This is a genomic window from Paenibacillus sp. FSL k6-2145, from assembly GCF_037976585.1.
Lineage (GTDB): Bacteria > Bacillota > Bacilli > Paenibacillales > Paenibacillaceae > Paenibacillus.
The window spans coordinates 2390215-2402858 of record NZ_CP150267.1 but is presented as its reverse complement, the minus strand read 5'-3'; the positions used below and the strand labels follow the sequence as shown (position 1 = coordinate 2402858).

The window sequence follows — 12644 nt, the reverse complement described above, 5'->3', positions numbered from 1 at the left end:
TTCTCTGCACCTGCTACATGTAAAATCGTAATATGAAACGCTGTAAAAAAGGGGTAAAGAAATGCCTCCACAGGTGTAAAAAAAGCGTAAAAAAGACCCGTTCTCCTCAGCTCTGGGCTGAAAAGAACGGGTCTATAAGGTGTACTATTTATCCAAATGGATTCTGTGCCCACTGCAATAATCTTTTCTTCGTGATTTTGCCATGGGAGGTATGTTTGACAACTTGCCCCTGATCGAGCAGAAGCACCTGTGGTGACTCATGATGAACCTCTGTCTCTTCCGCAATGTAGCGGGACAACGAGCGATTTTCAATCACTTTGACGATGCGGTAGTCCATAGGTTGTTTGGGATCTGATGCATTGGTGCCTACAAACGCCATAAACTCTCTGTACGCTCTCGCACTGGTCGGACAAGTTGTGCTGTGTTTCAGGATAAGCACCGGATGATCCTGCGAGCGATGAAGCGCTTCTTCCCAGTCATCTGGTTTATGCAATTCACGGACATGTTCGCTGAGCATATGTTCTGAGTCTGACCCTGCACGTTTGCTAACCACCGAACCAATCACAATGCCAAGCGCCAAACCAAAAGCAATGCCAAGTCCAAGTTGTTGTGTAGCCGTACCAATGCTGACTCCCATGGCAACACCTATAGCAAGCCATACGGCTTGATGATTTACTTTTTTACCCATACGAATCTTCCCTTCCTGATATATGTATATCAAGGCTATATAAATTGAACTAACCATTTAAACGATAACGGAGAGGACAGAAAAAACCTGAGAAAGCGAAGCGTTCGCGTTTATCACCGGATTTTTCTTTAGAAAAAGGGAATCGAAAAAATCTTGGGATAACAGCGGTTGGAAGGTTGTTCTGTCATCGTAGTGTCTGTGTAAATAATCTTTAGTTCAACATATATAGTAGCAACTTCTCACCTTACATTCTGATCAAATTATAGCATAGGCCTCTGTGAGCAGGCGTTGAGAATCTTCATCTCCGAATACAGATTTTAGCGTTTGGATTTATGCAAAATGCTCATTTGTGATACACTGGTTGTAATTTGGAAACGATGAACATGAAGAATGGATTGGAAGGGCGGAAATTCCATATGACATACGCGTTTATGATTGAACCGCAGGATTTTATTGCGCTGGATAACGAAGATGAACTGATTGAGAAATGTCAGGAGTGGGGCTTGCTTTCGGGTAAAGCAACCAAACTCAAAACGTTCTATTATAAAGGAAACGGATTAAACATGCCGTGCACCATCATTGGATATGTGGATCACATGGCAGCCGTTATTCAACTGGATAATGGACAAAAGCATTGTATTCACCCGTCGTATCTGAAAGAAATGCAAGCGTCCAGCTACAATGCCAGAAGTATAATCACAGCCGGATCAGATCAAAGCACAGAATCGACAACTTCGGATACAGTCGCACCAGTCGCTGCTGATGTTACGCCAACTCCCGGTGCCCTGGTTAACCCGGATGAAATTCCGGCGGATCAGGATGATTCGTACGACACGGACACAGATGAATTCTCCTCTGGGTTGAAGGGTGATCCGGATGGGCTCGTAGAAGAGTATGTTGGACCTCAAACCGGGGCAGCCAGTGAAGCCAAACCTAAAGCCAAAACAGCAAGCAAAGCCAAGACCGTTAAGATTGATCTGCCCGAAGGTAAAGTGAAGATGAGTGCCGTTGTCAAAGAGTTCACCACTGTACCAAATCACTTCTCGGACAATGACGATGAGGTCATTATCTATGAAGCAGTTACCATTACAGAGCCAGACGTCATCGATGTTGGGGAAGCCTGGTCGAGCCACAGTGCCACCGTTAAGAAACAAGAACTGGAAGTGGGAGATGTCATTACGTTTGAAGCAAAAATTATCAAGAAGAAGCTGACACGTAACCCGGTTCCTTATAAAATCAACAACCCTTCCAAGATTCAAAAGGAAGGCTAATCAAGGAAAATTAATCACGAGTCATTACAAAAAAAAGCAAAAAAACCTCCACAACTGCTCAAAGCAGACCGCGGAGGTTTTTTCCATTTGAAGGTTATATTAACGCACAGTACGCTCTTAAGCTTGTCCTGGCGTAGCGCTAATTTGAAACTGTACACCAAATTTGTCGACAACCGAGCCGTAGGCTGGACTCCAGAACGTCTCTTGTATCGGCATTTTCACTTCGCCGCCATCTTGCAGTTGGTTGAAAATTGCTTTGGCCTCATCCGCCGTATCCGTATTCACCGTAACCGTAACATGATTACCTACAGTGTACGGCATGCCTGGAAATGTATCGGACAACATTAATACCGAGCTGCCAATCTGCAAAGAAGCATGCATAATACGGTCTTTCGCTTCGGGCGGGATGGGGTGATTCGGGTCAGATGGACCGTCGCCAAATGTTTGAAGCGCGAGCACTTCGGCTCCAAATGCCTTTTGATAGAATTCTACCGCTTCACGTCCATTACCGTCTGTTACCAGATACACATTCAAGCTGATCGACATGCGTTCTTCATCTCCTTGGGCTCTTGTAATTACACGATTCACGCCACTTGCGACATGAGTATATATGAACAGGTTGTCCTTTGACAAGCGTATATTTCTCCACTTATCTCTGCGGACCTTTACACGATTAGGGTTACCAACATATTCTTAATCCATCCCTCTCCCACTACTTCTTGCGCCTGCGTATATAGTAGAGAACCGTGATCAGAACACCCGGAACCAGTGCTGCAAAACTGGCATAGATCAGACACCATTTCAACAGGGTAAATATCGGAGTGAGTTCAGCAAGCACAGGCGTACGTTCAGGATAACGATACATGATCAGGGACGCACCTATATTTTCAAGCATGTCCATAGCCCAACCTAAGACCGGAATCAGATTCACCCAACGCCAGCAACTCTTTACCGGAAGCACGCGATAGAGTATCGATAACAGAACAACCAAGAGGAACAGATAGGCCAAGGGCCATATGAGGTCAAATGTGAATCGTGCCTGAATATAGGCGCTCCGCCCTGCTTCACCATACTGCTCAGCCATCTGATAAAGATCATTTGCAGTGTACAGAAAAGAGGAATCCGGGGACTGCCCACCACCTGTGGCCTCCTCCGACTTTGCCGCCTGCCAGGGCAGAATGAATGCAATAAAACAAGCAAATACAACAACCGCAGCTGCAACCCATTTCCAATTCACCCGCTGATAGAACCAATTTGACACTTTTTTCAGCACGTTCTGTCCCCTTTCCGATAAAAAAAAGACCACTCTCCCGAATCCTGTCGGTAAAATGGTTGTGTTCAATCCTATGAAGTTATCGAGCTTGAACGATGTTATCTATTTCACTTTTCAATAAGAGGTATCGGTGAACACTTCTCATGATCGGGACCTTCGTTAGTTTGTTCTTGTCCACGTACAGTTTCATCTGGTCTTTGGTCAAACCAAGCAAACTTCCAGCTTCCGATACCGTCAACACTACCTCTGGGTTCGTAGCATTAAACGTCTTCTTTACTTTCTGATTCCAGTCCTCGAATACCTGCATAGATCAGTGACATCTCCTATCCATAGCCAGTTATTATCAGGCTGAATATATCCAGTATACCACACTTGTGCTACTCGTAACTTAATCCTTGCGCAGAACCATATTCTGATAGGCATATTTCCTGCTTGACCCTGACGTTAACTCGAGGGTTTATACTGGCTTCAGGAGGGGATTAGCATGAGTATGTCACCTGAACATGTAACCAAGAAACGACGTAGCAGTGGAATAGCTATTATTGGAATGAGTTGGTTAACGATGACATTGGGTCTGTTTTTTGCTACACTCGCAGGGAAGTTTGTCAGCACTATTGGTGCTGATGATTGGATGGTTCATCTCACCCAAGCTGTTGTCATTATTAGTATCGTCTTACCCGTACTATTCGTCATTCGAAGACACTTCCATATGAAGTCCGTTCTTCTTCCTCTGACAGGAAAAAGCATAATTCACTTGCTCTCTGGCGCATTATTTGCCACTTCTCTGGCCTTCATCGGGTTAGCGATAGCCAGTATGAACAACTGGATTACGATTACGGAGTGGCACTTCTCAGCCGAGCTCTTCCTTGCTGTCGTACTTAATAGTTGTATTGCTTTCTTGTATGAAGCTTTGCCAGAGGAACTATCCATGCGAGGCATGGTCTATGATGGATTACGCTACAGACTGCGACTTCCTGTGTTTTTCGCTTATGTAACTCAAGTCATACTCTTCCTGCTGGTTCCGATTAGTGTGAGCCTATTGCAAGAGCTCGTCGGAATGGATGCGGGAAACCGGATAACCTTGGATTATATGATCCTGATTTTGACCTATGGTATTACGTTACAGCTTCTGCGGAGTTTGACCGGATCTTTATGGGCCTCCATCGGATTTCATATCGCTTACCTAGAAGTAGCCCGATTCGTTGTTATGCCAGGTGATAGACCGGCATTGTTAAACTATACTGCGCAAGATAATGGGTTGGCCGAAATATTTATTTTGTATATGATGATAATCTTCGTCGGTGCGATCATTCTGGCGGTACTCAATGCATGGCGCTGGTGGAGAATACATAAATCATGAGGGAGGGATCTGCCTGTTGTATACCGTTGGACAACTATCCAAACATACCGGAGTATCCATCCGAACACTGCATTATTATGAGAAGCTGGGTTTACTGCGACCGGCCCGTAATGAGAACAATCAGTATCGCTTATATGGTGAAAAGGATATTTTACGGCTTCAGCAGATTACCATTCTGAAGAAAATGCATTTTAAATTGAATGAGATTGGAGAATTCCTCGATCAGGATGCTGTTCGTTCCGAACCAGAGAGCACACTCACTTTATGGAATAATACGTTGGAACAACAACTGGCCGTTGTCAAGGAACAGCAGGAGAGATTAAGCAAGGTCGAGCATCTTCTTTTTTCAACCCTATATGCCATCAGAGCCTCCGGTACAATCAGTCTGGATGAGATGTTGGGTTTCATCCGTGAACTGGATCAACCTCCGGGCAGGTTCCGTCAGGATGTTTTTACACCTGAAGAAATGGAATCGTTACCTCTGAATAATCAGAACAATTCATTATCCATGGAATGGGCTGATATTCTTAAAGATATTCATACATGCAAGATGGAACCTCCGGATTCCGAAGCCTCACGGTTACTGGCCATCCGAATCTCTGATTATGCTGAAAGGACTTTTCACGGGAATGCAGAATTGGCAGAAAAATATTGGGATTATATCACCCCAGAGGATGATCAGTCAGCTCGTGTATATGGTATGACAACGGATACCATGCGTTACATCGAAATGATCCTGGATCGATGGGCAGTCCAGAATCCTGATGATCAACAATAAGAGCCACTTCGAAAAGTGGCCCTTGATCCATTCCCTCTTTATGCTTCGTTACGCCTCTTCCCAGAAGCGGCGCAGGTTGTCCATGGCGATCTTGGATGCGGATTTGCATTCCTCCATGCCTTCGAACTCCACCGTAATGTTGCCATCATAGCCGGAGTCTTTGATCAACTTTACAATTTTACGAATTGGAATGTCACCTTGTCCAACGATGGCCCCTCGCAGGAAGTTACCGTAGGCTGTCGTGAACCATTCACCCTCACCCGGATGCTCATCATAAGGACGGAAGTAGAAATCTTTGAAGTGAACCAGAGAAGCGTACGGCAGATTTTTCATGACACCGATGATCGGATTCTCATCCACGCACATGAAGTTGCCAATATCGAGTGTTGTTTTGAAGTTCGGACGATCTACAGCATGCAGAACACGCTGCACCCGATCACTCGCCTGCACGCTGAAGCCGTGATTTTCAATGGTTGTGGTGATGCCAAACTGCGCGGCATAGTCCGCAATGATCTGGCTTCCCTTCACCATCAGCGGCAGATGTTCCTCGAACCAGGTGATGGTCATCTTCTCCTTTGGCAGGGTAAACGCCGTGACGTCATGCCGCATATGTTTTACACCCATTCGGTGTACGACATCCACATGCCTTTTGACCCGAGCCATCTCTTCTGCAAAAGCCTCTTCCGTCTCCTGCACAAAATTCGCTGGCATCGAGTAGTTGGACAGTTCAATACCCGCAGTCGCCGCCCGCTCCCGAATCGCATCCGCCAGATCGTGATTATCCTCCACGGTATAACCGTAAGGTACCATCTCCATATGCTCGCCGCCGTTCGCCGCAATCCAGTCGATCACATCCAGCACCGTCATCTCACCCGAATTCAAATCGTTCAACAAACTATACGTGCTCAGGCCCACTTTCATCTGCTCAGCTCCCTATCGATATTGTTGGATAAATTGAACAGCCTTGCGAATATCCTGCTCCGGCTGATGGCCTACTTCACGTTCAATCGTCAGATAACCGGTGTAGCCAATCTCCTGAAGCGCTGCAAAGTATCCGTCAAAATCAACGCCACCTTCGCCCAGTGGCACCTCACGGAAGAACGTTCCGGACGAGACCATCTCGGCAATCTTTTCGTGATCCATAGGCGCATAACCGACCGCTCCGTATACGTCTCGTGGGTCAACTTCCTTCAGTCGCACACCATCCTTCACATGGGTATGTACGATGTAATCCTTGAGCAGATGAACGCCCCGCGCCGGATCATCTCCGGTCACCATCACCATATTCGCCGGGTCAAAATTCACCGATACTCCGTTGGTGGACAACGTATCCAAGAATCCTTTTAAGTCAGCAGCCGTTTCCGGTCCTGTCTCAATGGCAAAGTATGCGCCAACGCTTTTGGCGTATTGGCCCAGTTCCTCACAAGCAGCATGCAGCGTAGCATAAACTTCCGATGAAGGATCATGTGGAACAATACCGATATGTGTTGTGACAATGTGGGTGCCCAGATCGAGGGCCAGATCCACGATCCGCTTCGACTTTTCTACTTTCCACGGATTATCTTCCTTGACCTGAAACCCGTGTCCGCCCAGATCGCCAACCAGGGCTGAAATGTCGAGACCCAACGAATTGATGTAACTCTTCAGCTCTTTGCGCGCCGCAGGCGACAAATTTTCAGGGTCCATCTCTCCCTTGACGGCATAGATTTGCACACCTTCTGCACCTACGTCTTTGGCCTTGTTCAACCCTTCCCGTACACCTACGCCAAAGCTATCCACGATGACACCGATCTTATTCGTTAATTTCATGTCATACCTCCTGAAGATTACGTATTTGGATTCATTGGAACAAGTTTCACCGACTTAATTTCATAGGGTTTAAATGTCAGCTCGAATGTGCCGTTTGGACAAGCCAACGGATGGATCTCATCCTCCAGCAGATTAATGATGGACGCCTTAATTTCCTTTTCAGCCCACTCAACTTGTACTGTTTCCCGACCTCCTGATGATTCGTAGAAACGCAGCACCGTTCCCGAGCCGTCTTCTGCGGGCTTGATTGCATCCAGAATGACATGCTCACTGCGAAACTCCATCCAAGCGTGTTCAGATGGCAAGTGACCCGAAGATGGACTCGCTGTCACAACCTCCACCGGATGATTCAGCTCCATCGCCCGGCGAACGACGGCAGCTTGTCGCCAATCGCCCTGGTGGGGCAGGATCGAATACGTGAATTCATGATGGCCTTGATCGGCATGTTCATCCGGCCATTTCGGGGCACGAAGCAGGGACAGGCGGATCGTCCGATCCTTGATGTCGTATCCGTACTTGCAATCATTCAGCAAACTCACACCGCTGTTGCCCTCCGAGATATCCGCCCAGCGATGTCCACAGACCTCAAACTGCGCCTGCTCCCAACTGGTGTTGTTATGGGTTGGACGCTCCAACGCTCCAAACGGGATTTCATAGGCTGCTTTGGCTGCCACCAGATCCACCGGAAATGCTACCTTGAGCAGCTTATGACTTTCATTCCACTTCACTTTTGTATGGAAATCAACACGCCGCTGGTAACGATGCAAAATGATATCCTGGCTGATCTCGGATTGATTCAGCTTCCAGACCAAACGCAGTACATCTCGCGTAGCCCCGTGCTGTACAATCTCTCTGGAGATCAACTGCACCGCACCTGCGCGCTGGGATTCAAACCGCGGATCGATATCCCAAGCATCCCAGTACGTCGGTTTGTCATGGAAAAACTGCCACTCATTCGCCCGATCACCGGGCTTCAGCCAGTCGCGTCTTGCCGTTTTGTCATACCACCTCGTGATCTCTCCCAAGTCATTGAACTCAAGAGTGTAAAATTCGGTTTCCCATGTGGAAGGGAAAGATTCTTCTTCCCTTACTGGAAGGATAACATCCGATGCCTCGCGCAGCCATATGGTTGTATACCCAAAAGCAGGAATCGATGGAACATACACGAGCAGCGTGTACTTGTCTTCCTTTTGCTCAAGATCACAGGCCAGACGGTTCCCTTGACGATCGAATGCAGCCACCCCGGCGAGGTGGGCATCGCCTGTAATGGTGATATTCTCTCCGCGTTCCCAGCCAAGGCTGTTGAATATAATGTAGGGAAGACCATCCACCTCATCTGTTGTAATGTTCTCCGCAAGGGTATCCAGCGTTTCCCGCAGTGCGGATGTACCTAATGCAAATACCTTCGTGTATTCCTCGGTGGACGTTACGTAAACTTCTGGAATCGACGTTCCCGGAATAATGTCATGGAATTGGTTGAGCATGATCAGCTTCCAGCCTTCATCCAGATCATTCTTCGTGTGTGCGGCGCAAGCTCCGGCAAATTGCCCCCAGATCTCCGCTTCCCGGTACAATACCTCTGCCTTACGGTTGCTACGTTTGTTCCTTGCATGGGTCGTATAGGTTCCTCGATGCAGCTCCAGGTACAAGTCCCCGTGCCACTTTGGCAACGTCGGATTATTTAATGATATGTCTTCAAAAAAAGCCCCTGCTGTGCTGAATTTGCTGATTGGCTGTCCCACCATCAAGTGGGATCGCTCTGCAAACTCCACCATCTCATTCGTCACACCGCCACCGCCATCACCATGTCCGTAGAGCAACATCTGCTCAGGATGCACATCCCTCTGTTTATACGATTGCCAGTGTTCATCCACATCTTTGGGCCGCGTATGCTCATTCACTCCATGGTTCAGATACGCCAGCACCGAAGTACCATCTATGCCTACCCAATTGAAGAGGTCATACGGAAACGCATTGGTGTCATTCCAATTCAGCTTGGTGGTCATAAAATAAGGAATATCCGCAAGCTTCAGCATCTGCGGTAAGGAAGCGCAGTAGCCAAAGGTGTCGGGCAACCACTCGATGTTGGAGCGTTTGCCAAACTCCGCCTGGTAGAAGTTCTGTCCATACAGAATTTGCCGAACCAACGACTCACCACTCGGAATATTCAGATCCGGCTCCACCCACATGCCTCCGACCAGCTCCCAGCGTCCTTCAGCAATGCGTGCTTTTACTCGCTCATACAACTCCGGGTAATGGTCCTTCACGAAGGCATACAACTGCGGCTGGCTCTGGGAATACACAAAATCCGGGTACGTGTCCATCAAGGTACACATGGTCGAAAACGTGCGACTGGACTTGCGAACCGTCTCACGTACAGGCCACAGCCAGGCAATATCAATGTGGGATTGTCCAACCAGATGCATGAAGCCACTTCGATATTCCTCCGGGTCTTCCTGCTGTACCGACTGTGCTAATGCATATTCGAAGTTCTGTATCCAAGCTGCATCACTCCAGCGTTCCGGGTCATTGTACATGTCATCCATCACCTGATGAATGGCCTGGATAAGAGCCATCCGCTTGGGCTCCTTCTCGTTATATGCCCGGAGCGACTCAGCGAGTACCGTCACGCTGTACATCAGGCTCTGCAGTGGCTGATTAACATGAACCAATGCTGCCCGAATGCCCTGAATAGGCGGCTGAATAACAGCTTGTCGGTTGAGTGGGTCATGCGGCTCTGGAATCGGATCATAGAGTTCAATCTCCAACTGCGGCGTATTACCAACACGACTCCTCGGAAGGGGTACGAACCAGTGATTCCGATCCAATCCATGATAAGGCATGCCATTCACCTTCAACAGCCCTTCTCCTCCGGCCTCGAAGATCAGACCAATAGCCTGATCTTGCCATTCCTCCGGAATCTCCATACGTTTGCTCAGAAAATACGTCGTTCCGTGTACGCTGTTCAGCGGATTCAAGCTTTGCATTGCCTTGTCTGCCTGCTCGTACTCGTATTCCCCTGGTCGAATGTATCTGGCCTTCTGCATCTCCCACGCCGTAAGCTCGATCGTATCCAGCCACTGCGATCGGTTCATATCTTCAATGAATCGCTGAATTCGAATCATACCTCTACCCCCACCTTCTGGATATGCAGACTACAAGCGGTCCAGTCAGCCGAATTGCGGCCAACCATGAGCCTGAATTCACCCGGTTCCACGACAGACTGGAGACGAGAGTCGATGAGTGCGAGGTGTTCTTTTTGCACAGGGAACGTAACGGTATGAGTCTGTCCTGGCTCCAGATGGATTTTACGAAAACCCTTAAGTGACATTTCAGCCCGCGTAACCGAAGCCGACACATCCGCGATGTACAACTGCACAACCTCACTTCCCGCAACCGCTCCGGTATTTGTGACTTCAACCATCACCTGTGCCTCATCTTCTGGCCCAATCACATCCGGTATAACCCTTACGTTCTCGTATTTGAATTCGGTATAACTCAGTCCATATCCGAACGGATACTGCGGCGCAAGATCCATCTCCAGATACCGCTTGCCACGAGTGCGTTTGGCATGATAATAGACCGGAAGTTGCCCAACATGCTTGGGAATGGAGACGGTAAGACGGCCAGATGGATTCACATCACCGAACAGAATATCCGCAATCGCGTTACCACCTTCCTGCCCGGGGTACCACGCTTCCACAATCGCATGGACATGCTCATCAATCCAAGGTTCAGCAATGGGACGGCCGTTGATATAGACCACGATAACGGGTTTTCCCAGCTTATATAGCTCCTGCACCAGCTCCAATTGAACACCCATGAGATTCAGGGAAGCCCGGTCAATGCCCTCGCCACACTCCATGTCGTTCCATGGATCATCCGTTACCACAGACGCTCCTGTCCGCAAGTCTATGGTACCTTCACCAAAATCGCGGGCGCTGGACCCGCCCATCACCATCACGATGACATCGGCCTGTTCCGCACAGGCGAGCGCTTGTGCAAAACCTTCTTTGGAATCGCCTTTAATCCGGCAACCAGGTGCGTACAGCACCTGACCCGAATCCGCGCCAAGATTGCGCGTAATGCCATCCAGTACGGTAACGATCTGTTCTCTCGGCTGTGGCGAGGTATAGTCTCCAAGTTGGTTATAGATATGGTTCGCGTTCGGACCAATGACAGCTAGCTTTGTACCTGTTTTGCCGAGTGGGAGGGTAGCCCCTTCATTTTTCAGTAAAATAATTCCCTCTTGTGCGACTTCCCTTGCCAACTGAATATGGTCTTCACATCCGATGACTTGTTCGGCAAACTCTGGATCTACGAAAGGCTGTTCAAATAGCCCAAGTCTGAATTTCATCTCCAGCACCCGCCACACAGCCAAGTCCAGATCCTTCTCTACGATTAATCCCTGCTCAAGCGCCTGACCAAGATGTTTGCGGTACATGTACCCGGACATTTCCATGTCTACACCTGCCTGAAGGGACTGTGCTACGGCCTGCTCCCCGTTCTCAGCGGTGTTATGTCCATGGACCAGCATCTGAATGGCGCCAAAATCAGTAATCACGAATCCATCAAACCCCCACTGCTCACGCAGAAGGTCATTCAACAGATACGTACTGGACGTACAAGGTACACCATCAATCTCGTTATAAGCGGTCATGACGGAGCAAGCTCCGGCTTCCACTGCTTTTTTGAACGGCAACAGATCTATTTCATGCAATTCACGTAAGCCCATATGCACAGGTGCTGCATTACGCCCACCCTCTGAACTGCCATAAGCCGCAAAATGCTTAAGTGTCGCCACAATCGTCCGGTTGGAATCGAGACGCTCACCTTGTAGTCCCTTCATGGCTTCCACTGCAAATTCACCGATTAGGTATGGATCTTCGGCAAAACATTCCTCGGTCCGTCCCCATCTCGGGTCACGTACGACATCCAGCACCGGGGAATACGTTGCCGCTCCCCCCTGACTCCGGGTCTCCACAGCGATGGCTTCACACATCTTGCGGTATAACTCCATATTCCACGTGCTGCCCACGGTTAACGGTACCGGAAATACTGTCGCCCCAATCGCCATATGCCCGTGGGAACATTCTTCTCCGAACAAGATGGGAATGCCTAGCCGAGAATGCTCCATGGCATACTGCTGAATGACATTTGTGGCAACGGCTCCCTGCCGTGGAGTAAGCCCCGTTTCCAGCGTCACTTCAGTCCATGGATCGGCCCGAAGCACACCATACAGAGAACCGACACCGCCCTGTTCCATGTCCGCTTTGAACTCTTCCGTCACCCGTACTGTACCATCAGCTGCTTTATCATACGTCTTCCAGCCCATCGGCTGGATGAGTTGTCCAATCTTCTCTGCCGTTGTCATCCGTCCGATTAGATCCTGAACCCGTTCCTGAATGGGAAGCGAAGCATCTTTATAGTCCATATGCACATTCTCCTTATGCGTTCGGAATTAG

11 protein-coding genes are annotated in these 12644 nt (G+C 48.6%); 3 read left to right on the top strand and 8 right to left on the bottom strand.

All coding sequences use genetic code 11. The features are described from left to right. Positions 1-148 precede the first annotated feature (148 nt). Positions 149-688, bottom strand: a complete 540-nt coding sequence (ytxJ, locus tag NZ043_RS10615) for a bacillithiol system redox-active protein YtxJ (protein ID WP_256332447.1) — start codon at positions 686-688, stop codon at positions 149-151. A 416-nt stretch (positions 689-1104) separates the two neighbouring features. On the opposite strand from ytxJ, the gene NZ043_RS10610 reads away from it, so the two are divergent. Then, positions 1105-1959 (top strand): hypothetical protein, encoded by an 855-nt coding sequence (locus NZ043_RS10610; RefSeq protein WP_339311725.1) that lies wholly within the window; start codon positions 1105-1107, stop codon positions 1957-1959. Positions 1960-2076: 117 nt separating this feature from the next. On the opposite strand, the gene NZ043_RS10605 is transcribed toward NZ043_RS10610, so the two are convergent. The 3 genes from NZ043_RS10605 to NZ043_RS10595 all read right to left on the bottom strand — a co-directional run bounded on the left by NZ043_RS10605 (position 2077) and on the right by NZ043_RS10595 (position 3539). Then, positions 2077-2505, bottom strand: coding sequence for a VOC family protein (locus NZ043_RS10605; protein ID WP_091038708.1), 429 nt, complete (start codon positions 2503-2505; stop codon positions 2077-2079). A 166-nt stretch (positions 2506-2671) separates the two neighbouring features. Continuing rightward, on the bottom strand, positions 2672-3232 hold the full coding sequence (locus tag NZ043_RS10600) for a hypothetical protein (RefSeq protein ID WP_339311723.1): 561 nt from the start codon (positions 3230-3232) through the stop codon (positions 2672-2674). 79 nt (positions 3233-3311) lie between these two features. Further along, complete coding sequence (locus tag NZ043_RS10595; RefSeq protein ID WP_062837704.1) at positions 3312-3539, bottom strand: hypothetical protein; 228 nt, start codon at positions 3537-3539, stop codon at positions 3312-3314. A gap of 177 nt (positions 3540-3716) precedes the next feature. On the opposite strand from NZ043_RS10595, the gene NZ043_RS10590 reads away from it, so the two are divergent. Together NZ043_RS10590 and NZ043_RS10585 are read left to right on the top strand one after the other, a co-directional pair. Next, positions 3717-4592, top strand: a complete 876-nt coding sequence (locus tag NZ043_RS10590; RefSeq protein ID WP_339311721.1) for a CPBP family glutamic-type intramembrane protease — start codon at positions 3717-3719, stop codon at positions 4590-4592. 16 nt (positions 4593-4608) lie between these two features. Further along, entirely contained in the window at positions 4609-5370 is a 762-nt protein-coding gene (locus tag NZ043_RS10585) for a MerR family transcriptional regulator (RefSeq protein WP_339311719.1), read from the top strand. A 48-nt stretch (positions 5371-5418) separates the two neighbouring features. On the opposite strand, the gene NZ043_RS10580 is transcribed toward NZ043_RS10585, so the two are convergent. Genes NZ043_RS10580 through NZ043_RS10565 form a run of 4 tightly spaced genes read right to left on the bottom strand, consistent with a single transcriptional unit; the run spans position 5419 to position 12613 of the window. Then, complete coding sequence (locus tag NZ043_RS10580; RefSeq protein ID WP_091038701.1) at positions 5419-6291, bottom strand: sugar phosphate isomerase/epimerase; 873 nt, start codon at positions 6289-6291, stop codon at positions 5419-5421. Positions 6292-6303: 12 nt separating this feature from the next. Continuing rightward, the gene (locus NZ043_RS10575; RefSeq protein WP_339311716.1) at positions 6304-7179 is read right to left on the bottom strand and encodes a sugar phosphate isomerase/epimerase family protein; all 876 of its coding nucleotides are present in this window, start codon (positions 7177-7179) and stop codon (positions 6304-6306) included. Positions 7180-7196: 17 nt separating this feature from the next. Then, on the bottom strand, positions 7197-10304 hold the full coding sequence (locus tag NZ043_RS10570) for an alpha-mannosidase (RefSeq protein ID WP_339311714.1): 3108 nt from the start codon (positions 10302-10304) through the stop codon (positions 7197-7199). Further along, entirely contained in the window at positions 10301-12613 is a 2313-nt protein-coding gene (locus NZ043_RS10565; protein WP_339311712.1) for a glycoside hydrolase family 3 N-terminal domain-containing protein, read from the bottom strand. The genes NZ043_RS10570 and NZ043_RS10565 overlap by 4 nt, the downstream gene beginning before the upstream one ends. Between the last annotated feature and the right edge of the window lie 31 nt (positions 12614-12644).